At 62.1% G+C, this 21,590-nt stretch carries 19 protein-coding genes and 1 other RNA gene; 7 read left to right on the top strand and 13 right to left on the bottom strand.

Going from position 1 to position 21,590, the window contains the following annotated elements:
• Positions 1 to 3: 3 nt before the first annotated feature.
• Genes mraY through rsmH form a run of 6 tightly spaced genes read right to left on the bottom strand, consistent with a single transcriptional unit; the run spans position 4 to position 7,151 of the window.
• Entirely contained in the window at positions 4 to 1,089 is a 1,086-nt protein-coding gene (gene mraY / locus ASC80_RS01260) for a phospho-N-acetylmuramoyl-pentapeptide-transferase (protein WP_056292118.1), read from the bottom strand.
• 9 nt (positions 1,090 to 1,098) lie between these two features.
• Positions 1,099 to 2,538: a UDP-N-acetylmuramoylalanyl-D-glutamyl-2,6-diaminopimelate--D-alanyl-D-alanine ligase gene (locus tag ASC80_RS01255; RefSeq protein ID WP_056292117.1), complete on the bottom strand. Its 1,440-nt coding sequence runs from the start codon at positions 2,536 to 2,538 to the stop codon at positions 1,099 to 1,101.
• Positions 2,535 to 3,980: a UDP-N-acetylmuramoyl-L-alanyl-D-glutamate--2,6-diaminopimelate ligase gene (locus tag ASC80_RS01250; protein ID WP_056292116.1), complete on the bottom strand. Its 1,446-nt coding sequence runs from the start codon at positions 3,978 to 3,980 to the stop codon at positions 2,535 to 2,537. The genes ASC80_RS01255 and ASC80_RS01250 overlap by 4 nt, the downstream gene beginning before the upstream one ends.
• A gap of 45 nt (positions 3,981 to 4,025) precedes the next feature.
• Entirely contained in the window at positions 4,026 to 5,774 is a 1,749-nt protein-coding gene (locus tag ASC80_RS01245) for a peptidoglycan D,D-transpeptidase FtsI family protein (RefSeq protein WP_056292115.1), read from the bottom strand.
• A complete protein-coding gene (gene ftsL / locus ASC80_RS01240; RefSeq protein WP_056292112.1) occupies positions 5,771 to 6,151 on the bottom strand; it encodes a cell division protein FtsL in 381 nt (126 codons plus the stop codon). Before ftsL ends, ASC80_RS01245 begins: the two co-directional genes overlap by 4 nt.
• Position 6,152: 1 nt before the next feature.
• Complete coding sequence (gene rsmH, locus ASC80_RS01235) at positions 6,153 to 7,151, bottom strand: 16S rRNA (cytosine(1402)-N(4))-methyltransferase RsmH (RefSeq protein WP_200941134.1); 999 nt, start codon at positions 7,149 to 7,151, stop codon at positions 6,153 to 6,155.
• Positions 7,152 to 7,672: 521 nt separating this feature from the next.
• On the opposite strand from rsmH, the gene ASC80_RS01230 reads away from it, so the two are divergent.
• The 3 genes from ASC80_RS01230 to ASC80_RS01225 all read left to right on the top strand — a co-directional run bounded on the left by ASC80_RS01230 (position 7,673) and on the right by ASC80_RS01225 (position 9,996).
• Positions 7,673 to 8,449: an N-acetylmuramoyl-L-alanine amidase gene (locus ASC80_RS01230; RefSeq protein ID WP_056292107.1), complete on the top strand. Its 777-nt coding sequence runs from the start codon at positions 7,673 to 7,675 to the stop codon at positions 8,447 to 8,449.
• A 32-nt stretch (positions 8,450 to 8,481) separates the two neighbouring features.
• Positions 8,482 to 8,901, top strand: an RNA gene (gene rnpB / locus ASC80_RS09170) — RNase P RNA component class A.
• A gap of 183 nt (positions 8,902 to 9,084) precedes the next feature.
• Positions 9,085 to 9,996, top strand: coding sequence for a DMT family transporter (locus ASC80_RS01225; RefSeq protein WP_056292106.1), 912 nt, complete (start codon positions 9,085 to 9,087; stop codon positions 9,994 to 9,996).
• A gap of 39 nt (positions 9,997 to 10,035) precedes the next feature.
• On the opposite strand, the gene ASC80_RS01220 is transcribed toward ASC80_RS01225, so the two are convergent.
• From ASC80_RS01220 to ASC80_RS01210, 4 genes are all read right to left on the bottom strand, one after another.
• Entirely contained in the window at positions 10,036 to 11,838 is a 1,803-nt protein-coding gene (locus tag ASC80_RS01220) for an ABC transporter ATP-binding protein (RefSeq protein ID WP_056292102.1), read from the bottom strand.
• Between the two features lie 193 nt (positions 11,839 to 12,031).
• Positions 12,032 to 12,205, bottom strand: a complete 174-nt coding sequence (locus tag ASC80_RS23450) for a hypothetical protein (protein WP_156464210.1) — start codon at positions 12,203 to 12,205, stop codon at positions 12,032 to 12,034.
• A 41-nt stretch (positions 12,206 to 12,246) separates the two neighbouring features.
• Positions 12,247 to 13,851, bottom strand: coding sequence for a DHA2 family efflux MFS transporter permease subunit (locus ASC80_RS01215; protein WP_056292099.1), 1,605 nt, complete (start codon positions 13,849 to 13,851; stop codon positions 12,247 to 12,249).
• 41 nt (positions 13,852 to 13,892) lie between these two features.
• On the bottom strand, positions 13,893 to 15,152 hold the full coding sequence (locus tag ASC80_RS01210; protein ID WP_056292097.1) for an HlyD family secretion protein: 1,260 nt from the start codon (positions 15,150 to 15,152) through the stop codon (positions 13,893 to 13,895).
• A 201-nt stretch (positions 15,153 to 15,353) separates the two neighbouring features.
• Here ASC80_RS01210 and ASC80_RS01205 point away from each other — a divergent pair, with 201 nt between their 5' ends.
• Positions 15,354 to 15,986 (top strand): TetR/AcrR family transcriptional regulator, encoded by a 633-nt coding sequence (locus tag ASC80_RS01205; protein ID WP_056292094.1) that lies wholly within the window; start codon positions 15,354 to 15,356, stop codon positions 15,984 to 15,986.
• Between the two features lie 34 nt (positions 15,987 to 16,020).
• Here ASC80_RS01205 and ASC80_RS01200 read toward each other — a convergent pair whose 3' ends face one another.
• Together ASC80_RS01200 and ASC80_RS23960 are read right to left on the bottom strand one after the other, a co-directional pair.
• On the bottom strand, positions 16,021 to 17,223 hold the full coding sequence (locus ASC80_RS01200; RefSeq protein ID WP_056292091.1) for an extensin-like domain-containing protein: 1,203 nt from the start codon (positions 17,221 to 17,223) through the stop codon (positions 16,021 to 16,023).
• A 93-nt stretch (positions 17,224 to 17,316) separates the two neighbouring features.
• Positions 17,317 to 17,565, bottom strand: coding sequence for a hypothetical protein (locus tag ASC80_RS23960; protein ID WP_162244564.1), 249 nt, complete (start codon positions 17,563 to 17,565; stop codon positions 17,317 to 17,319).
• 129 nt (positions 17,566 to 17,694) lie between these two features.
• Here ASC80_RS23960 and ASC80_RS01195 point away from each other — a divergent pair, with 129 nt between their 5' ends.
• The 3 genes from ASC80_RS01195 to ASC80_RS01185 all read left to right on the top strand — a co-directional run bounded on the left by ASC80_RS01195 (position 17,695) and on the right by ASC80_RS01185 (position 21,092).
• Positions 17,695 to 18,741, top strand: a complete 1,047-nt coding sequence (locus ASC80_RS01195) for an MBL fold metallo-hydrolase (protein WP_056292088.1) — start codon at positions 17,695 to 17,697, stop codon at positions 18,739 to 18,741.
• Between the two features lie 102 nt (positions 18,742 to 18,843).
• Positions 18,844 to 20,394 carry a DUF4403 family protein gene (locus ASC80_RS01190; protein WP_056292085.1) on the top strand — a complete coding sequence of 517 codons (1,551 nt, stop codon included), beginning with the start codon at positions 18,844 to 18,846 and terminating at the stop codon, positions 20,392 to 20,394.
• A gap of 215 nt (positions 20,395 to 20,609) precedes the next feature.
• Positions 20,610 to 21,092 (top strand): transglycosylase SLT domain-containing protein, encoded by a 483-nt coding sequence (locus ASC80_RS01185; protein ID WP_056292083.1) that lies wholly within the window; start codon positions 20,610 to 20,612, stop codon positions 21,090 to 21,092.
• A 65-nt stretch (positions 21,093 to 21,157) separates the two neighbouring features.
• On the opposite strand, the gene ASC80_RS01180 is transcribed toward ASC80_RS01185, so the two are convergent.
• Positions 21,158 to 21,589 (bottom strand): acyl-CoA thioesterase, encoded by a 432-nt coding sequence (locus ASC80_RS01180; protein WP_056292079.1) that lies wholly within the window; start codon positions 21,587 to 21,589, stop codon positions 21,158 to 21,160.
• Between the last annotated feature and the right edge of the window lies 1 nt (position 21,590).

Here is a 21,590-nt window from a genome sequence, read left to right as displayed (position 1 = left end):
ATCTCACCTCAGCTTCAGCGTTGCGAGGCCTGCGAGCGCGAGCATCACCGACACGATCCAGAACCGGATCACGATCTGCGGCTCGGTCCAGCCCTTCTGCTCGTAGTGATGATGGATCGGCGCCATCCGGAAAATGCGCTTTCCCGTCAGCTTGAACGACGCCACCTGAACGATCACGGACAGGGCCTCGATCACGAACAGACCGCCGATCACTGCCAGCACGATCTCGTGCTTGGTCGCAACGGCAATGGTGCCAAGCATTCCGCCCAACGCGAGTGAGCCGGTGTCCCCCATGAAAATCGACGCCGGCGGCGCATTGAACCAGAGGAATCCGAGACCTGCGCCCAGCACCGCACCGCTCAGCACCGCAAGTTCGCCGGTCCCGGCGACGTAACGGATCTGAAGGTACTCCGAGAACACGGCGTTGCCGACGAGGTAGGCGATCATGCCGAAGCTCGCGGCGGCAATCATCACCGGCACGATGGCGAGACCGTCCAGTCCATCCGTCAGGTTCACGGCGTTGCCCGCCCCGACAATGATGAAAAGGCCGAACACCACGTAGAACCAGCCGAGCTTGACGGTGAACTCCTTGATGAAGGGGATCGATACCGACGTCACCGACGGATCGCGACCCGCCCAGACAATGCAGATACAGGCGATCAGCGCGATCACAGCTTCTGAACCGAGGCGGAGGCGGCCGGAAAAGCCGTTATGCGTCTGCTTGGAAACTTTCAGATAGTCATCATAAAATCCGACGAAGCCGAAACCGAGCGTTACCAGCAACACGATCCAGACGTACGGGTTGCGCAGGTTTGCCCACAGCAGTGTCGAGACCAGCAGCCCTGACAGGATCATCAGGCCGCCCATGGTCGGCGTGCCTTTCTTGGTGACGATATGGGTGGGTGGCCCATCAGCCCGGATCGGCTGGCCTTTGCCCTGCGCAAGACGCAGGTGGTCGATGATCCACGGACCGAACATGAAAACGAACAGCGCGCCGGTGACGATCGCGCCGCCGGTGCGGAACGTGATATAGCGAAACACGTTGATGCCCGGGATCGTGCCAGCGAAATCAATGAGCCAATAAAACATCTGAACCGCCTATACCGCCAGATCGTCGAGTGAGGCGTTGGGTGGGAAGCGCTTTTCCAGCGCGGTGACAATCATCTTCATGCGCGAGCCAAGTGACCCTTTTACGGTAACGACGTCGCCGTTCCCGATCGCCGTGAGGACCTGCGGTTCGAGCGCTGCTGCGTTGTCGGCATAGCCGCCCTTCTTCGCCGCCGGAAGAACATCCCACAGGTTGCGCATCAGCGGCCCGCAGCAGAACACCGCATCGATCCGGTTCGCAATCACTGCCGCCGCAAGTCCGCGATGCAGATCCGGCCCTGTCGCACCGAGTTCGAGCATGTCGCCGAGCACCGCGATGCGCCGCCCGCGTGGCCCGACCTCGGCTTGCCCGAGAACATCGAGAGCAGCAGCCATGGACGCCGGATTGGCGTTATAGCTTTCGTCGATCAGCAAGGCGGAACCGGACGTCAATCCGAGATGGTGCCGCACGCCGCGTCCGGCCGCCGGTTGAATTCCCGACAGCGACAGTGCCGCGAGCGCCAGATCGGCACCTGCAAGCGCTGCAGCCGCCAGCACGGCCAGCGAATTCATCGCCATATGGCGGCCCGGCACGCCGAGCTTATAGGTGACCTCATGTCCCAGAATCTCGGCACGCACCGCCGAGCAGGCCGAATGCAGGGCCACATCGATCAGGCGCGCATCGGACTTCGCATCCGCGCCAAATGAGACGACCCGCGACACACCGGCTTCCCTGGCGCGGGCCTGCAACCGTTCGAACTGGCTGTTGTCCCGATTGAGCACGGCCGCGCCGCCCGGTTCGACGCCAGCGAAAATCTCGGCCTTGGCGTCGGCGATTGCCTCGATGCCGGAGAAAAACTCCAGATGCACGGGCTCGACCGTGGTCACGATGGCGACGTGCGGCCGCACCATTTTGACCAGCGGTTCGATCTCGCCGGCGTGGTTCATGCCGATCTCGAACACCCCGAACGCTGCCGATGCCGGGCATCGCGCCAGCGACAGCGGCACACCCCAGTGATTGTTGAACGAAGCCGCTGACGCATGGGTTTCACCCTGCGCGCTCAAGACGCTGCGGAGCGCTTCCTTGGTCGATGTTTTTCCGACCGATCCCGTAACAGCGATAATTTTGGCTTGAGAGCGCGCACGCGACGCATGCGCCAGATCGATCAAACCGGCCAGAACATCCGGCACCACCAGCAGCGGAAGGCGCTCGTCGAACGTTACACGATGGGATTCAGCAACGACCGCAAGTCCGGCGCCATTTTTCAGCGCAGCTTCGACGAAATCGTGACCATCGTGAACATCGCCCTTGATGGCGAAATAGGCTTCGCCATTGGTTAGCGTTCGGCTGTCGATCGAAATGCCGGTGATTGCGTCAGGCAGCGCGCCAACCCGCACCGCGTGCATCGCATCGGCCATCGCAGCAATGGTCCATAGCGGTTGCGTGCTCATGCCGCCTCCGCAAGCGCCGCTGCGGCGGCATCGTGATCGCTAAACGGCAATACGCGGTCGCCAACGATCTGTCCGGTTTCATGGCCTTTGCCTGCGATCAGCAGTACGTCACCCGGCTGCAATTCGGCAACCGCCACCCGTATTGCCTCGGCGCGGTCGCCAATTTCCTTCGCATCCTTTGCCGCCGCGAGGATCGCGGCCCGGATCGTCGCCGGATCTTCGCTGCGAGGATTGTCATCGGTCACGATGATCTTGTCGGCACCCTGCGCGGCGATGGCGCCCATCAACGGACGCTTGCCGGCGTCGCGATCGCCGCCGGCGCCGAACACGACAATGAGCTTGCGTTTCGCATAAGGCCGCAGCGCTTCGAGCGCCTTGGCCAGCGCATCGGGCTTATGGGCATAATCAACGAAAACCGGTGCGCCATTGCGTTCGCCGACGAACTCGAGCCGCCCCTTCGCACCTTCCAGATGCTCCAGCGCGGCAAATACCTGTTCCGCATCGCTGCCGGTGCCGATGGCAAGACCGGCCGCGACCAGCGCATTCTCGATCTGGAATTCGCCGACCAGCGGCAAGCGCAAGTCTCGCGCCCGCCCCTCGGACGCAATCGACAGAATTTGCGCAAAACCGTCGATCCGCGCGCTGAGCAGCTTGATCGCATCCCCCTTGCGGCCGACGGTCATCACGTTGAGCTTGCGGGCCTGTGACGCTTCAACCACCGCTGCCGAATGATCGTGATCGGCGGCAATCACCGCAGGACCGCCGTCCGCAACCAGATCGGTGAACAGCCGTAGTTTCGCTGCGAGATAATGTTCGACGGTCGGATGATAGTCCATGTGGTCGCGTGACAGATTGGTGAACGCTGCCGCCGTGATCCGCACGCCATCGAGCCGGTGCTGATCGAGGCCATGCGATGAGGCCTCCAGAGCCAGATGGGTGACACCCTCACGGGCGAGTTCGTCGAGCGAGCGATGCAGCGCGATTGGATCGGGCGTCGTCAGCGACCCATACACTTCTCGCTTGGGTGCAACGAGACCGATGGTGCCGATGCTGGCCGCCGAATGGCCGATGCGCTGCCAGATCTGCCGGGTGAAAGCGGCCACCGAGGTCTTGCCGCTGGTGCCGGTCACAGCGGCGATGGTCGCCGGCTGCTCCGGATAAAATCTCGCGGCCGCCAGCGCCAGCGCGCGGCGCGGATTCGGGCTTGCGATGAATGACACGCGGCGGTCGCCTTCCGGCGCGCGATCGCTGACCACGGCGACCGCGCCAGACGCGATCGCCTGCTCGATGAAGCGCGCGCCATCGGTCTTCGCACCCGCCAGCGCGAAGAAGACATTGCCGGCTTTTACCGCACGGCTGTCCATGGACAGCCCGGTGATGGCAACCGAACCGGCCTGCGCATCAACCACGGCATCGCCGCTGAAAAGGTCGCGAAGTTTCATCAGTCTCCAGTCCGGTCCGCGCAGAATTCGGCTTTCGCGCCGCGCTTACCGGCTCTCCTTCGATGTCGCAAGAATAAGGCGCTCGGACGGCGGCAAATCGAACCGGGGCTCGACGCCCAATAGCGGCGCGATCCGCGCAATCACCTTGCCTCCGGTCGGAACCGCGTTCCATCCCGAGGTGATGAAACCATGGGTTTCCGGCAACGGCTGCGGTTCGTCCAGCATAACCAGAAGCTGATACTGCGGTTTGTCCGCAGGCAAAATGGCGGTGAAAGAATTGAGAACGCGCTTCTTGGCATAGCGGCCGTTGATGACCTTTTCCGCAGTACCGGTCTTGCCTCCGATATAATAGCCCTTGACGTCCGCCTTTCTTGCGGTGCCGATCTCGGCGTTCAGGCGCATCAGAAAGCGCATCTTGTCGCTAGTGTCCGGCTTGATCACGCGCTTGGCGAGTGCCTTCGCCTCCTGTTCGGTGCGTTTGAGGAACGTCGGCGGGATCAGGTATCCACCATTGACCAGCGCGTCGATGCCCATCACCGCTTGCAGCGGCGCCACCGACAAACCATGGCCGAACGAGATCGTCACAGTGTTCAGTTCACCCCATCTGCGTGGCACAAGTGGCGAAGCGCTTTCCGGCAATTCGGTTCGCAGCCGGGTCAACTGGCCCATTTTGCCAAGGAATGCCTTGTGGGCCTCGACACCCTGCGCGAGTGCAAGACGTGCAGCCCCGATGTTCGACGAGAAGGTGAAGACCTCCTTCAGATTGATGAAACGGCCGAGCGGATGATCGTCGTGGATCTTGAACCGGCCATATCGCAGCGGCGCGCGCGCATCGACCATCGAATTCAGCGTCGCCTTGCCGGAGTCGAGAGCCATCGCCAGCGTGAACGCCTTGAAGGTGGAACCCATCTCGTAGACGCCCGTGGTCAGGCGGTTGATCCGGTCCGGGTCGTTGGCTTCGCGCGGGTTATTGGGATCGAAGTCCGGCAGCGACACCATCGCGACGATTTCGCCGGTATTGACGTTGCTGACCAGACCCGAGGCTGCCTTCGCCTTGAATTTTACCTTGGCCTTCATCAGTTCATCGCGCAGCGCGTGTTCGACGCGCAGATCGACCGCGAGTTCGACCGGAGCCTGCTGGCGGTCGGTGGCGAAGCCCGCGCGATGCAGATCGGCGAGACCGTTGGTATCGAGCCACTTCTCGATTCCGGCGATGCCCTGGTTATCGACGTTGACGAGGCCGATCAGGTGAGAGACATCGACGCCGCTGGGATAGACGCGCTTGTTCTCACGCAGGAACCCGATGCCGGGAATGCCAAGACGGAACACATCCTTCTGCTGCTGCGGCGTCAGCTCGCGCTTGAGCCAGACGAATCCCTTCCGCGATGACAGGCGCTCTCGCGCTTCCCGCTCGTCGAGATCGGGCAAGGTTGCGGTCAAAAGCTCGACGGCTTCGTCGACGTCGATGATGCGGCGCGGTTCGCCGAACAGCGATGACGCCTTGACGTCGGTCGCGAGAATTTCGCCGTTACGATCGAGGATGTCCGGACGCGCGGTGGCAATCGCATCCTGAGAGGCCGTGCGGCGGGTTCCGTGGCTGTCGCCGACGATCGCGTACATCAGCAGGCGCGCGGCAATAATCGCGAACACCGCGGAGAAGGCGAGGATGGCGAGACCGACGCGCGCGCGGGCCTTGGCCGCGCGGTCGACATTGCGCCCGTACAGCAGGGAGCGCACCAGCCGCTGGCGCCACGGCTCGGGAGGACGTGTGATCTGCGTCGCCTGATCGGTCATCGTCGGCCCTCCCGCGATGGGATCGACCCGGTGGTCTCGTCCTTTTCAACCATATCGATCATGGCTGCGATCGGGTCGGGCTCGTCCGGCGAGATCAGGCTTGGCGGTCGCGGCGGCAGGTTCTTCAATGAATCATATTGCGTCGCGTCGATGGGCCGCAGCGGAAGATGCCGCTCGACCAGACCCTGCAGACGGCTCGGAGCCTGGAGCTTTGCCCAGTCGGCGCGCAACCGTGCAATCTTGTTGCGTTCTTCTCGCACATCGTGACGCAGGCGCAGGACCCGCTCGGTGCGAACGGTCGATTCCATCTTGATGCGATAGACGTAGGCAGCGGCGAAGATCAGCGCGCAGATGACGAAGAAGTGGATGATCCGCATGTCAGCCCCCTCTCATCACGTCGGCAAGCGACGGCCAGCCGAACGTTTCATGATCGGGTTGCGCCGGTGCATCAGTGCGCTGCGCGGCACGAAGTTTGGCAGAGCGGGCGCGCGGATTGGCGGCGATCTCCTCCTGGCCGGGTGTGACCGGCCGCTTGGTTAGAATGTCGAAGCTCGGGGCCGCCTGCTCGATATCCGGCAGATGCCGCGAGCCACCGGCGCGCTTGCCGCGCTGCGCGATGAAGTTCTTGACGATGCGATCCTCGAGCGAATGAAACGACACCACGACCAGCCGTCCGCCCGGCTTGAGCACCCGCTCGGCCGCCACCAGCGATGTATGCAGTTCGTCCAGTTCCTCGTTGATGAAAATGCGCAAGCCCTGGAAGGTCCGGGTGCCGGGATGAATCTCGTTCGGCTTCGATCGCACAACTCGCGAGACGATATCGGCAAGCGCGCGCGTCGTGACGATCGGTGCTTCGCGCCGCGCTGCGACGATGGCGCGCGCTACAGCCCGCGAATGACGCTCCTCGCCGAAGATGTAGATGATATTGGCGAGATCGGTTTCGGAAGCTTTCGCGATCACATCCGCTGCGGTCGGACCGTCATGGCCCATGCGCATATCGAGCGGCCCGTCAAACCGAAACGAAAAGCCACGCTCGGCACGATCGAGTTGCATCGACGATACGCCGACGTCCATCACCACGCCGTCGACCCTATCGAGGCCCTGCGCCGCGCAGATTTCAGCAAGATTTGAAAACCGGTCTTCAACCAGCGTCAGACGCCCGCCCGAGGTATCGACCAGATCGAATCCCGCGGCGATCGCGGTACGGTCGCGGTCGATGCCGATCACGCGGGTGCCGGGAACATCGAGGATGGCGCGGCTGTAGCCACCGGCGCCGAACGTCGCATCGACGTAAATGCCACCGTCGCGTGGCGCGAGAAAATCCACCGCCTCGCGGCCCAGCACGGAAATATGCGGTGACGGCGCATTTGCTGTCATGACAAGCGCCCCCGCCTTTGAGTTAAAGCGTTGCCGTCCGGCACCAGGACGGAATCCGGGCATGCGCCGCCGTTCCGGCGCACACGGAAGCCCTTGAAATGTCCCACTATTATGAAACAGCGGCGCACTGACGGTTCCTTGTCGCAGGGTCGGGTATCCGCATGGAATTGGGTGGCCTGCCATGGGTTTTTAAGCACCAACGGAACCGCGATCGCTCCAATTTCGGCGCGATTCTTCACTCTTCAGTAGTGGTAATTATCGTTAAGGAATCGTTGATAAGGTCGAATCCAACCTTCCGATCATTCCGGCGCAGTTGCGGTATGCGCGCATGGCGTGTGGATAACGATCCCGCCGAATTGCACGCCATCCCCCGGTCTGGTTAGTGCCCGCAGGGATGCCGCCGTTGTCTTGCCCGCTTTGGGTTGTCATGTCGTAAGCCGCTTGCGTTTACGAAGGTCAAGGGACCGCACGGCTCCTGACCGCCGATCGCACGTCCCTAGTTCCGAGGTTTCAAGGCTGACATGCTGAGCTTTATGCCGGACTCGTCCGTCGTCTCCGATGTCATGCCGTCGGCCAATTTCGACGAACGCAGGAACGGCCGGGAGCCGGACATGATCCTGCTCCACTATACCGGCATGACCGACGCTGCCAGCGCGATTGAGCGCCTTTGCGCCACAGGCACGGAAGTCTCGGCACACTATATCGTGCTGGAAGACGGTGCTGTCATTCAGTCCGTGCAGGAATCCGCGCGCGCCTGGCATGCCGGCATTTCGTTCTGGGCAGGCGAAACCGACATCAATTCGCGGTCGATCGGCATCGAGATCGTCAATCCGGGTCATGATCTCGGCTATCCCGATTTTCCTCTGCGTCAGACTGCGGCGGTGATCGCGCTATGCAAAGGCATCATGCTCCGCCGCAATATCGCAAAAGCTCGCGTGCTCGGACATTCGGACGTCGCGCCCGCCCGCAAGAAGGATCCCGGTGAGAAATTCCCCTGGCGGCTGCTGGCCGATTCCGGCGTCGGCCACTGGGTCGAACCGGCGCCACTCGGGCGTAGTGAGCAGAAAATGCGCGGCGCAACCGGCGAACAGGTGCTGCAGCTTCAGCGCGCGCTGTCGCGCTATGGCTACAATATCGCGCTGACCAGCCAGTACGACACCACGACCCTCGATGTCGTGGCTGCCTTCCAGCGCCACTTCCGGCCCGAGCGCGTCGACGGCGTCGCCGATCACTCGACATTGACTACGCTGGAAAATCTCCTCGCCAGCCTTCCCCAGGAAACAGCTCCCGCCTCTTGACCCCGCGGACGGCCGCGCCCATCACTGCAGCGTCAGTCGGCTGGACGGCCGCCCCGGCAAGGATCGAAAGGTCGCCGGGGAGGAAAGTCCGGGCTCCATCGACATACGGTGCCGGATAACGTCCGGCGGGGGCGACCCCAGGGAAAGTGCCACAGAGAACGAACCGCCCCGTTTCGACGGAGGTAAGGGTGAAAAGGTGCGGTAAGAGCGCACCGCGTTTCCGGCGACGGAGACGGCATGGCAAACCCCACCGGGAGCAAAACCGAATAGGGACAGCATCGCGGAAAGTTCGCTCAACCGGGCGATAACTCCGCAGGGCGATGTCAAGCTCGCTGTCCGGGTAGGTTGCTTGAGGCGCCGGGCAACCGGCGTCCCAGAGGAATGGCCGTCACGTCTGCGTGGTGCAAACCATGCAGGCCCTACAGAACCCGGCTTACAGGCTGGCTGATATCTTGAACTGCGATCCGGATGGATCGCGGAACGACAACGAGGGGTTCGGCGCAACCACGCCGGACCCCTCGCCAGTTCTGACCGATATCTGCTTCACGCAATCAACTTTTCATTGCTGCCATGCCTGCTTGTCGGGACCGGCCTGCCTATGCCGGGCGGTGCAAAGCAGCTACGTTCCGCGCCCCATGCCTCCGTCATTCCGCTCTCACGAACAACTCGGCCTGCTGCTCGGCTTCATCGGCGTCGCCATCTTCGGTGGAACGCTGCCGGCCACGCGTCTCGGCGTTTCGGTCATCGATCCGCTTGCTTTCACCGCCATGCGCACGGCGATCGCCGGACTATGCGCGCTGGCACTGATGATCGTGCTGCGCCGGCCACTGCCACCGCGCCGGCTGTGGCCGCAGCTGGCACTCACGATGATCTGCGTGAGTGTCGGATTTCCGTTCCTGATGGCGCTCGCGCTGACGACGGTCGACGCCTCGCACGGCGGTGTCGTTCTGGGAATTCTGCCGATCGCGACCGCACTCGTTGCCGTCGCGATCACGCACGAACGCCCTAAAGCCATGTTCTGGATCGCTTCGGTCGCCGGTGCAGCGATCGTGGTCGCATTTGCGTTGCGTCAGGGTGGCGGCACAGTGTCGGCGGGCGATCTTTTGCTGTTCGCATCGGTGATCGTGTCCGCGATCGGGTATGGCTTCTCCGGCCGTCTGACAGCGTCGATGCCCGGTTGGGAAGTCATCAGCTGGGTGCTGGTGATGTCGCTTCCGATCTCGATTCCCGCGGCAGTTCTGACCATGCCGCCTGATCTCTCGAGCATTCCGCTTAGCCCGTGGCTGGCGCTTCTTTACGTCGCGCTGTTCTCGCAATGGATCGGCTTCTTTGCGTGGAATGCCGGAATGGCGATGGGTGGCATCGCGCGCGTGTCGCAGGTGCAGTTACTGCAGCCGTTCATCACTTTCGCGCTGGCGGCGGTGTTCAACGACGAGACGATCACGTTGCAGATTCTGTTGTTTGCAGCGGCAGTGGTCGTCACCGTTGCGATCAGCGCCCAGGTCCGGGTCAAACGGACGCCGCTCGCGTCGCCTCCCTCCCCCTGATTGGGGGAGAGAGGCCTCTGTTATCATTGCAGTGTGCACTCATTCGGCCGCAAGTATCCGGTCGAGATCCAGCACCTGCCGCTCGAACAGGGCGCGGTAGATGCCTTCCGGTCGCGCCGCAAGGGACGCATGTGTCCCTTCCTCGGCGATCCGGCCACGATCGAACACCAGAATCCGGTCGAGACGACGCACCGTCGACAGACGATGCGCGATCACGATCGCGGTGCGACCCTGGATCAGACGATCCATCGCCTCCTGGATCAGCGCTTCCGATTCCGAATCGAGGCTCGATGTCGCCTCATCGAGGATCAGGATCGGCGCATCCGCCAGAAAGGCGCGCGCCAACGCCACGCGCTGGCGCTCACCGCCCGACAGCTTCACGCCCCGCTCGCCGACCAGCGTTTCGTACCGCTTCGGCAACCGCATGATGAAATCATGCGCGTTCGCAAGGCGAGCCGCTTCCTCGATCTGCGCCAATGTCGCGCCGGGCCGCCCGTAAGCGATGTTCTCGGCCAGTGAACGGTGAAACAGGATCGGCTCCTGCTGCACGATCGCGATCTGACTGCGCAGCGATTGCTGCGTCGCCTTCGCGACATCCTGACCGTCGATCAGGATGCGGCCAGCCGTTGCGTCGTAAAGCCGCTGGATCAGCTTGACGAACGTCGTCTTGCCCGAGCCAGAGCGGCCGACCAGACCGACGCGCTCGCCGGGCTTGATATCGACCGAGAGCCGATCGTAGAGCGGCGTGCCATGCCCACGATAGTGAAACGTCACATCGTCGAACACGATGCCGCCGCCCGCGACTTTCATCGGCTGCGCATCCGGCGCATCGGCGATACCGATCGCTTCGTCGTGAATCTCGACCAGTTCCTCCATGTCGTTCACCGACCGCTGGAGGTGACTGATGTGCTGGCCGATATCGCCAAGATAGCCGTGGATGACGAAGTACGTCGTCACCACATAGGTCACATCGCCCGGCGACGCACGACCCGCGATCCATAGCAGCAGCACGCCGCCGATGACGGTCGCGCTCATCAAAACAAGCACCGCATGCTGCGCGGTACCCACATAGGTGTAGCGCAGCCATGTGCGCCCTGCACGGCGACGCCATTTTCTGAGCACGCCGGCGACGCGGGCGTCTTCCTGCGCTTCCGCACCGAACGACTTCACCACCGCGTTGCAGGTCAACGCATCGGCCAGCGTGCCGCCGACCTTGGTATCCAGCGCGTTGGACAACTGGGCGGCAGGCGCGATGTAGTTCGTCGTGAGGGCAACGGTCATCGCAACATAAGCGAGCGTGATCAACGCAATTGCCGCACCGAGCACCGGCCAGTGCCACCCGACCAGGATGGTCGAGCCAAGCAGCACCACCAATGACGGCACCAGAGCCATCAGGACGGTGTCGTTCATCAGGTCCAGCGCCCACATGCCGCGCGTGATCTTGCGCACGGTCGAACCGGCGAAGCTGTTGGCGTGCCAGTCCGTGGAGAACCGCTGAATCCGAACGAAAGCGTTCTGCGCCACGTCCGACATGATGCGCAGCGTGAACGGCAGGATCGCCTTCAGGCCGATGAAACGCAGCGCCATCGCCGCGAAGCCAAGCGCAACGATGGCGGCAAACGCAATCGTTGCGGCGCGATGGGCTGCGGCCTGATCGGTTGTCGCCAACGCAACCGCGTCCACCAGCTTTCCGGCAAACAGCGGCATGAACACGTCCGCGGCCGCCGCGGCGATCAGGCCACCGGCGACAACGGACAAACGGACCGGCTGATTGCGCCAGTGGCGGAAGACGAACAGCAACACCGCGCGGATCGCGGGTGTCTTCTTGTGAGGTCGGGTCATGACATTATCCGGCTGCTCGCAGGCAAGCCGGCTCCATTAATTGGTGCGACGACGCAGGACAGCGGTGCGTGGCCGCAAGGCAAATCAGTTGTGAAAGAAAGCGGGCGCGGGCTTCAGAACCCGATGCGTCGCAGCCTGGATCGATCCCGATATCCCAGGATCAGCCGGCAACTCGTCACGGAGGACCTCGGGGTTAACCGAGCGGGAAACCGGAGTTGGCGGCGCGAACGCCGATGACGCGCGGGGTCGCGATAAACGCAAAATTCAAATCCATGCGATCCTCCCGCGTTCGAGTGACGGCGCCGCAAATGCGCGCCGGGATTGTTTCCTTGCACATCAATTGCGGCAAATTTTTAGCTGCAGACATCGAAATGTCTTTCCAACTAACCATCCTGCCGCAGCCGGAGTTCAGTGCGCATCCGCAATCGGCCCGGCCATGGTCGGCTTGCGGACCATGACCACGCAGCAGCTCAGCCCGAGATAGAATAGCGTCAAGATGAAAAAGGCGTCGCCGTAGCTCATCACCACCGCCTGGCGATGAACGATCTGCGACAACTGCTTCAGCGCCATCAGTGAGGCGTCACCCATCCCCTGAAATTTCTTCGCGAACATATTGAGCGTTTCGACCGCGGTGGCGTTACCCCAGGTCACGTGGTCATGCAGGCGGGAGATATGCAAATCGGTGCGGTGATCCAGCACCGTGTTGATGAGCGCGAGACCGACCGCACCGCCGAGATTTCGGGTAAGGTTGAACAGCCCGGAGGCATTCTTGATTCGCTCGGGTGGCAGCGTGCCCAGAGCGATATTATTAACCGGAATCATCGCCATCATGATACCGCAGCCACGCAGGATCTGCGGCCGCAACAGTTCATAGAAATCGAAGTCCTTGGTCACCCAGGTCATCAGCCATGAACCGGCGGCAAACATCACCAGCCCGAATGCGATCATGACGCGCGGATCGACCTTGCCCATCATGCGCCCAACCAGCGGCGCCGTCAGGAACATCGCAGCACCGGACACGAACATGGTTTCGCCGATCATCAGGGCGCTATAGCCCCGCACTTCGGCAAGATAGCGCGGATAGAGATAGGTCAAACCGTAAAGGCCGATGCCGACGCAGAACGAGAACATCGACCCCAGCGCGAAATTGCGATCGGTGAAGGCGCGAATATCGACGATCGGTTCCTTCGCCGTCAGCACCCGGTAGAAGAAGGCGACGGCGGAGATGACGCAGACCACCGCGAAGAAGAAAATGGAATCGTCCTGAAGCCAGTCGTTGCGCGGACCTTCCTCCAGCACATATTCGAGCGAGCCGAGAAAGCCGCCCATCGCGATCAATCCCCACCAGTCGAAATGATCCAGCAGTTCAAGGTGCGGCTCGTCGAAATCGACCAGCGCCAGAACACCGATGGTGATGCCGATCCCGGGAATGACATTGATGAAGAACAGCCAGTGCCACGACATCAATTCGGTGATATAGCCGCCGACCGTCGGCCCGATGGTCGGCGCCAGCGTCGCCACCAGCCCGATGATTGGTGTGACGATGGAGAACTTCGAGCGCGGAAAAACCGTGTAGGCCGAAGCGAACACGGTCGGGATCATACCCGCGCCGACAAAACCCTGGATCGCCCGCCACAGGATCATCTGTTCGATCGTCGACGTGAATCCGCACATCAGGCTCGCCGCGGTAAAACCTGACGCCGAGATCGCGAACAAAAGCCGCGTTCCCAGCGCGCGCGACAGGAAGCCTGAGAGTGGAATCGCGATCACTTCCGCGATCAGATACGCCGTCTGCACCCATGCCACTTCGCTGGAACTGGCCGACAGACCGGCCTGGATTTCGGACAGCGATGCCGAGACGATCTGGATGTCCAGAATCGACATGAACATCCCGAACACCATGATCAGGAAGGCGAACAGCCGGCGCGGCGCGATCTTTTCGGATGGCGCAGCGGAAGCTGCCGGGCCGCGAGGGCCCGCGCCATCCATGGTTGGCGATGCACTGGACGCCATGTGGTGTTCCTCAGGCTCTCATCTTCGAGCCCGTGCTTCTCTTATCGCGCGGCAATCGGATCGACGCCGTCGGGCGATGGCTTGGTGTTGACGCTCACCACCACTGACATGCCGGCGCGCAGCATGTTTTCCTTCGCGACCGACGCGGGAATCCGGATTCGGACCGGCAGGCGCTGCACGATCTTGGTGAAGTTACCGGTGGCGTTGTCGGGCGGCAGCAAGGTGAAAACCGAGCCCGAGGCTGGGGCAATGCTGTCGACGGTGCCGGTGATGGTGCGGCCACTGATCGCATCGACGGAAATCTTCACGCGCTGACCGGGCTTCAACCGAGCGACTTGGGTTTCCTTGAAATTCGCATCGATATAGACGCCGTCAAGCGGCACCACGTTGGCGAGGCGCTGACCGGGCTGAATGAAGTCGCCCTCATTGACGAGCCGGTTGGAGAACACGCCATCGACAGGGGCGCGGATCGTCGTGAACGACAGATCGCGTTCCGCCTTTTCGAGTGCGGTTTTCAGCTCATTGAGCTGCCCCTTTGCTTCCGCCTGCTGGGACTTGATGACACCGACCTGCGCTTCGGCGGCGTCGAGAGTCGCCTTTGCGCCCTGCACCGAGGCGACAGCCTGATCGCGCGCGGCCTGCGCGACATCAAAGGTCGCCTTCGATGCGAAACCCCTGTCGGTCAATGTTTGCTGACGGGTGAAGTCCGCTTCCGCGCGTTTGGTTGCCGCATCAGCCGATGCAAGTTGTGCCTTGGCCTGCTCGACCGCACTTTCCTGTGCGACGGCCTGTCGGCCGATCCGTTCGATGGTTGCCTCCTGCGTCGCGATTTTCGCGCGCGCATTCTCGACCGCGATCCGGTAGTCACCGTCGTCGATCTGGAACAGCAGGTCTCCAGCCTTCACCCGCGTGTTGTCGCCAATCGCGATCTTCTCGATGTGACCGGACACCCGCGCACCGAGCGTGGTGTTGTTGGAGCGGACATAGGCGTCGTCGGTGGACACCATGTAGCGTCCCGTGACGAAATAATAATAACCGGCATAGATCGCCGCGAGCGCAGCGATTGCGCCAATTCCGGTCAAAACCTTCGTGCGCCGGCCGGATTTCACAGGAGCAGCCGGTGCATCAACCGTCGGCGCTTCGGCAGTAGCATCACCCGTGCGGCGCGCCTCCGGTTCGGCCGAACGCGCGCGGAGATTTTCAAGTTTGGAGACCGCCTCAGCGCGCTGCGCTTCGTTTTCGGAAGCGCCATCCTCCGGGCGGATGACCCGGGCGGCTTGATCTCGTCCAGACGCGGCCATTTCGGCCTCCCTCTCGTTCCGGCGATCGTTCCAGCCGAAAACAACAATCGGGGCGCACGCAGCCCCAAGGTGACAGTAATTACCATTGACCGAACGGTTCGGTCAATGGTAATTTAAGTGAGCGGACCATACAATTCGACACCGCCCGGGACATCGGCGCCGCGTGCCCATACAAGGGATATTCAAAAGCAGGCTAAACGAATGATTGCTTCAGCTCCGCTCACCCGCCCATCCGGCGAAGATGACAACGCCAAGCGCCGCCAGATTCTCGATGGCGCACGCCGGGTGTTCATGGAGCTGGGCTTCGACGGAGCCAGCATGGGGGAGATCGCGCGGGCCGCCGGCGTCTCCAAGGGCACTCTGTACGTTTATTTCGCCGACAAGAACGCCCTGTTCGAAGCCATTGTCGAACAGGAGTGTCTCGAGCAGGGCAAATTCGCGTTCGATTTCGATCCGACCAAGGACGTGGAAACAACGCTGAAGAATTTCGGCCGGGCCTATATCGAAGTGCTGTGCCGGCCTGACGGCGGCTCAGCAGTCCGAACCGTGATGGCGATTGCCGAACGCAAGCCCGAACTCGGCCGGCGCTTCTACGAGCGCGTGCTGGCCCATACCATCAACCGCCTCGCGGGCTATCTCGATGCGAGGGCGAAGGAAAACGACCTCACCATCGATAATAGCCAGCTCGCGGCTGCGCAGTTCATGATGATGTGCCAGGCGACGTTGTTTCAGCCCTACATTTTTCAGGCCAAACCCGCGCCGACCGCCGCGCAGATCGAAACGGTGGTCAAGAGCGCCATGCGCCTGTTTCTCGCAGGCTACCGCCGGAAATAATCACACGGCTCTGGTTGCGGCGGCGCATTGCGCACTAGCGAATGTGGGACTCGTCCTCGATGCCCTCGTCGTCGGCAGCCTCGCGGGCCTTCGCACTGAGCTTGCGTCCGCCGAGCGAGCCGGTGACGCCAGCATCGCGGCCGGCGTAACGGCCGCCTGACGCACGCGCGGCGATTTCCTCACCGGACACGGCTGCCGGCTTGCAGATCGAACGACCGGACGAACGTCGCATCAGATCGACGTGAATGTGGTTGTAGTGATAGATGTTGGCGCCCGGCGCCAGCACGGTGGTGAATTCCCGGCAGGCCGCGCCTTCGACATCTCGCAGGAAGCCCTGCTCTTCCGGCAAACCCTTCCAGCCATGCTGTACGGAAATGTAACGCCCGTCCGCCAGCGTGAATCCTGCGATATCGAGCGCGTTGCCGAACGCATGTTCGGAGATATGAGCGCGCGGGTTGCCGTTCATGCCGCGGCACGAATAGGCCGAGATCTGCTTGATTTCCACGACACGCGCGCCGAACCAGCGCATCGCGGCCGGCTGCACGGCTTCCGTCAGCCAGCGATCGAGCACCGACACGATGGGACACGCCAGTGTCGCCGCCGGCTTCAATGCGACAGGCCCGAACGACGCCACCGAATTTCCCTGCGCGGGCCCGAGGCGTGGCTGCGAATAAGGCGCGGTGTCGCGACCTTGCGGATAGGGCTGCGCGTTGTAACCCGCACGAGGCTGAGACGGCGCGCTGCCGGGCGGGGGAAGCGGTTCGGCTTCGACGTCATCGGTGTTGGAAGCAGGAATTCCCGGCGCATTCAACGATACCGGGCCACCCGGTGGATTCAAATTGTACTGCGCCGATCCGGACGCCGGATAAGGCTGTTGAGCTGGCGGTGGATAGGCCGGCCGGGCATATGACGACTGCGGCTGTTGCGCGACCGGCCAGCGCGGCTGGCTGCCGACGCTGCCTGGCGGACGGATTACCTCGGCATAGCTAAATGAACTGCTGCTTTCACCGAGAGCTGCGACCTTCAGAGGGTACTCGGCGCCGCAAACGCCCGGTCCCGCGATCGGCTTGATCCGGACCAGATCAGCGTTTTCCTTCACTACGCCCGATTTCAGGCATGCCATCTCGGCCTCTGCCCGCCAAGGTTCGCGCTCCGCGGTAAAAAAGCCGCGGCCGCACCCCACGAGGGAGACGAGGACCAAAGAACCTACAACACACAAGCTAATTCGACGTGCCATGCGGGCACGTTCGGTCAATAAACTTAAAGACTCTTCAACGCATTGTTTTTCAAAGTTTTTTAACCATAACGCTGCGGCTTCTGTGTTTCACCGCTATCCACAGGGAGCCGATGCAGCAGCATGGCTTACTTTTTTCCCCGGGAACGCTCCATTACGTTGCGCGTTACAGCGACGACCCGCGCGAACCAGGGAGCGTCCCATGACTTTCGGCAGCAGTCTGAGCGTTGTGGCCGCATATACGACGATCGCTTTTGTCGGCGCGATCATCCTCGGAATCTTCTGAGGCAAGCCGGCCACGAAATCGAATTCTCGACCGATCATGTGAACGGTGACTGTCGCCATGAATGACTGCGCCTCGTATGTCCAGCGAGGGTGTTGCCAAACGCGTCCTTTCGCGATGGCGTGACATGCGGACCGCCCCACACGGTGATATAAAGTCGGCACTCAGTCGCACCGCAGAATCGGAACGTCATGATCTTTCGCCAATTGTTCGACACCACCTCGAGCACTTACACCTACCTGCTCGCCAGCCGTCAGGGCGGCGAGGCCCTGATCATCGATCCGGTCATCGAGAAGGTCGACCGGTATATCCAGCTCCTGCACGAACTCGACCTCAAGCTCGTCAAGGCCGTCGATACGCACCTGCATGCGGATCACATCACCGGACTTGGCAAGCTGCGCGATCTCACCCATTGCGTTACCGTGATGGGTGAACAGAGCGGCGTCGATGTGGTCTCGATGCGCGTTGCCGACGGAGATCGCGTCAATATCGAAGGCGTATCGCTCGATGTCCTCTATACGCCGGGACACACCGACGACTCATACAGCTTTGCGATGGATGATCGCGTCTTCACCGGCGACACACTGCTGATCCGTGGCACCGGCCGAACCGACTTCCAGAACGGCGATCCTCGCGCGCAATATGAATCGATTTTCAACCGGCTACTGAAACTGCCGGACCGCACTCTTATCTATCCTGCACACGACTACAAAGGCGACACCGTCTCCACTATCGGCGAGGAGCGGGCTTGCAACCCGCGTTTGCAAGTCAAGTCCGTGGATCAATATGTCGATCTGATGATGAATCTGCATTTGCCAAATCCCAAGATGATGGACGTGGCAGTGCCGGCGAACATGCATGTCGGCCTTGCTCAGGATGAAGTGGCGCGGCGTGGCTGGGCACTGACTGCGGCGCAGGCGATCGAAACTATCGGGCGCCCCGGGGTGGTGTTTATCGATCTCCGCGAACCTCGCGAACGCGAGCGGCACGGCATCATTTCGGGATCGGTCCACGCGCCATACACCGACCTTGAGGACAATGTGAAGCCCGGCGGGATTCTTCATCAACTCGGCGTCGCTTCCGGCACTCAGCTTCTGTTCTATTGCGCGTTCGGCGAGCGCTCCGCGATGGCGGTGCAGGCCGCGCAACAGGCCGGGCTGCCGAATGCCCGTCATATCCAGGGCGGAATTGCCATGTGGGAAAAGGCAGGCGGCCCGGTCGCACGCGTCTCGCCTTAAACACCAGAACCCGAAATCGGTCTTCACACCGGCATGCGTTAAGGACTGGCGCGCATTGTCACATGACGATAGCATCGTTGGCCTCAACGAACCGGGGGCGACATGCGCTTGAAATTCATCTTGATCGGGTTGGCGGTCCTCGCCGTTTCGTTTTACGCAAGCCTGAAAGCGATGGATTGGCTGTGGCCGCGCGGCGTCGAGAAGCCGGTGCTGGCAAAACTGCCGCCGCTGCCACCCGTTTCGCGCAATTCCGAAATCATCGCGCCGGTGACGATCGCTCTGACAACCATTCGCGATACGCTCGACCGCGCCGCACCGCGCAATCTCAGCGGCAAGGCCGAGAATCCCGTAAGCCAGATTCTGTCGAACGCCGACATCAGCTGGACCGTCACCCGAGGGCCGGTCGTCGTCAATGGCGCGCAAAACGCACTGGCGCTTTCAACGCCGCTTGACGGCAAACTGACAGTCCTGGGATCGCTGTCGGCCGGAGCCGGAAGTGCGCTCGGCGATGCGCTGGGAGGCCTTCTGGGCAGCAACGCGGCCAAACAGATCGGAAGCGTGTCGATCAAGTCGCTCAATGCCAGCGCCGCCATCCGCGGAAATGTCGCGATGACGGCCCGCCCGGAAATCCTGACCGATTGGCACATCGATCCGAGACTGACCGCGCAGGTCAATCTCGGCGACACCACTCTCACGGTCGCCGGCGCCCGGGTCGCAGTGCCGGCGCAGGTCAAGCCGGTCCTGGACCGGACTGTGAACGAGCAGGTCAATCTGTTGCAGCAACGGCTACGCAGTGACCGCGCCCTCGAGCAGAGTGCGCGCCGCGAATGGACCAGGATGTGCCGCACGATTCCGCTTCCACCGGTCAATGCCGATGCGCCGCCGCTGTTCCTTGAAATGAAGCCGACCAAGGCGGTGGCCGCCCAGCCGCGCGTCGATGCGCGCAATGTCACGCTGATGGTTGGCCTGCAGGCCGAGACCCGCATCACCGCACGGCAAACCAAGCCGGACTGTCCGTTCCCATCGACGCTGCAGATCGTTGCACCGCGCGATAACGGACACGTCAGCATCGGCGTGCCGATCGACCTGACCTTCACCGAGGTCAGCCGGATCGTCGAGGCGCAGCTCAAGGGACGCACATTTCCTGACGATGGCAGCGGCGCCGTTGCCGTCACAGTCAAGGCCGCCAGCGTCAACGCCGCCGGCGATCGGCTGCTGATCTCGCTGCTGGTGAATGCGAAGGAGAAAAAATCCTGGTTCGGCCTCGGCGGTGAAGCCACGATCCACATCTGGGGACGGCCGGTGCTCGATCAGAAGAAGCAGCTGTTGCGGCTGGCCGATCTCGAACTCGCCGTTGAATCGAACGCGGCCTTCGGCCTGCTCGGTGCCGCCGCTCGCGCGGCGGTGCCGTATCTCCAGCATGCGCTGGAGGAACGGGCGACCATCGACCTCAAGGCTCTCGCAGCCAGCGCTCAACAGAAGCTCGCTGCCGTCATCACCGATTTCCGCAAGAATGATGATGGGCTGCGGATCGATGCAGCGGTGACTGGCGTTCGGCTCGGCGATATCGCCTTCGATTCCACAACGCTGCGGGTGGTGGCCGAAGCCACCGGCACGATCAACGTCGCCATTACGGCGCTGCCCGACCTGTAACGACCCACTACTCGCAGCGATTCAGCCCCGCAGTAGTCAGCGACCCGACCGGCCCGATAAGCCACTCGTTTCGCTGACAAATTCGGCTGCCACGATGTCTCCACATTATCCCCGCAAATGAGTATGCAGTTTTCATGTGCCGCATAAGTTGCCGCACCTCGTTCCCGCGCCGGTGATGCCGCCCGCCCGGGATGATTTGATCAGGGATAGACATCATGAAACGCATTCTGCTCGTCGCTGCTGCGGCGTTACTGATGATTTCATCCGCTCAGGCACAGCCCGCCGAATATCAGGCCATGGTTGCGAGCCACGCCGCTGCCAATGGCGTTCCCATCGAACTCGTCCATCGCGTGATCATGCGAGAGAGCCGCTACAATCCGCGTGCCGTCCATGCGGGCAACTACGGCATGATGCAGATCAAGCTGCAGACCGCCCGCGGCCTTGGCTACACGGGAACCGCGCAGGGCCTGCTCGATCCGGAGACCAATCTGACTTATGCGGTGAAGTATCTCGCCGGAGCCTATCGCGTGGCGAACGGCAACGCCAATCGCGCGGTGTCTTACTATGCCCGCGGCTATTATTACGCCGCAAAACGACAGGGGCTGATGCAAGCCCGGGCAGAGCAGACGCCGCTCAGCCTTCTGCCGGTGAGCGACGAAGTCCCGGCGCGGCGCCATCATCGTCACCACCGCCGCTGAGTATTTTGGCGATTTAACCTGCCCAGCAGAGAATCCCGGTTGCCCTTGCAGCCGGGATTTTTTCGTCAGGTTGTTATGGAGGCGCTGCCTCGCTTGATCGGCTGCGGATGACCGCTGTCGTCGATTGCGACATAGGTGAAATTACCGTCAGTCACCAGAATGCTGTTGCTCTCGTTGCGCCGCTGCACCCAGGCTTCAACGTGAACCGTGATCGACGTCCGGCCGATGCGGACCAGCGTTCCATAGACCGACACGACATCACCGACATAGACCGGCTTGCGGAAGGTCATAGCCTCGATGGCAACAGTGACACTGCGCGATTTAGTGTACTTGCTGGCAAAAATCCCGCCCGCGAGGTCCATCTGGCCGAGAAGCCAGCCGCCGAAAATATCGCCATTCTGGTTCGTGTCGGCAGGCATCGCCAGCGTTCGGATGGACAATTCGCCCTTCGGCTCGGTGTCAGCGGCTGGGGTGGCATGAACCGATGTATCTGTCATT

Source organism: Afipia sp. Root123D2 (genome assembly GCF_001425835.1).
In the GTDB taxonomy this organism is placed as follows: domain Bacteria; phylum Pseudomonadota; class Alphaproteobacteria; order Rhizobiales; family Xanthobacteraceae; genus Afipia.
The sequence above is the reverse complement of the archived record's forward strand: the minus strand, read 5'-3'. Positions and strand labels throughout refer to the sequence as shown.

Coding starts and splice junctions, on each gene's coding strand:
- mraY (WP_056292118.1), bottom strand. CDS start 1,089: ATGTTTTATTGGCTCATTGATTTCGCTGGCACGATCCCGGGCATCAAC.
- ASC80_RS01255 (WP_056292117.1), bottom strand. CDS start 2,538: ATGAGCACGCAACCGCTATGGACCATTGCTGCGATGGCCGATGCGATG.
- ASC80_RS01250 (WP_056292116.1), bottom strand. CDS start 3,980: ATGAAACTTCGCGACCTTTTCAGCGGCGATGCCGTGGTTGATGCGCAG.
- ASC80_RS01245 (WP_056292115.1), bottom strand. CDS start 5,774: ATGACCGATCAGGCGACGCAGATCACACGTCCTCCCGAGCCGTGGCGC.
- ftsL (WP_056292112.1), bottom strand. CDS start 6,151: ATGCGGATCATCCACTTCTTCGTCATCTGCGCGCTGATCTTCGCCGCT.
- rsmH (WP_200941134.1), bottom strand. CDS start 7,151: ATGACAGCAAATGCGCCGTCACCGCATATTTCCGTGCTGGGCCGCGAG.
- ASC80_RS01230 (WP_056292107.1), top strand. CDS start 7,673: ATGCTGAGCTTTATGCCGGACTCGTCCGTCGTCTCCGATGTCATGCCG.
- ASC80_RS01225 (WP_056292106.1), top strand. CDS start 9,085: ATGCCTCCGTCATTCCGCTCTCACGAACAACTCGGCCTGCTGCTCGGC.
- ASC80_RS01220 (WP_056292102.1), bottom strand. CDS start 11,838: ATGACCCGACCTCACAAGAAGACACCCGCGATCCGCGCGGTGTTGCTG.
- ASC80_RS23450 (WP_156464210.1), bottom strand. CDS start 12,205: ATGTCTGCAGCTAAAAATTTGCCGCAATTGATGTGCAAGGAAACAATC.
- ASC80_RS01215 (WP_056292099.1), bottom strand. CDS start 13,851: ATGGCGTCCAGTGCATCGCCAACCATGGATGGCGCGGGCCCTCGCGGC.
- ASC80_RS01210 (WP_056292097.1), bottom strand. CDS start 15,152: ATGGCCGCGTCTGGACGAGATCAAGCCGCCCGGGTCATCCGCCCGGAG.
- ASC80_RS01205 (WP_056292094.1), top strand. CDS start 15,354: ATGATTGCTTCAGCTCCGCTCACCCGCCCATCCGGCGAAGATGACAAC.
- ASC80_RS01200 (WP_056292091.1), bottom strand. CDS start 17,223: ATGGCACGTCGAATTAGCTTGTGTGTTGTAGGTTCTTTGGTCCTCGTC.
- ASC80_RS23960 (WP_162244564.1), bottom strand. CDS start 17,565: ATGGCGACAGTCACCGTTCACATGATCGGTCGAGAATTCGATTTCGTG.
- ASC80_RS01195 (WP_056292088.1), top strand. CDS start 17,695: ATGATCTTTCGCCAATTGTTCGACACCACCTCGAGCACTTACACCTAC.
- ASC80_RS01190 (WP_056292085.1), top strand. CDS start 18,844: ATGCGCTTGAAATTCATCTTGATCGGGTTGGCGGTCCTCGCCGTTTCG.
- ASC80_RS01185 (WP_056292083.1), top strand. CDS start 20,610: ATGAAACGCATTCTGCTCGTCGCTGCTGCGGCGTTACTGATGATTTCA.
- ASC80_RS01180 (WP_056292079.1), bottom strand. CDS start 21,589: ATGACAGATACATCGGTTCATGCCACCCCAGCCGCTGACACCGAGCCG.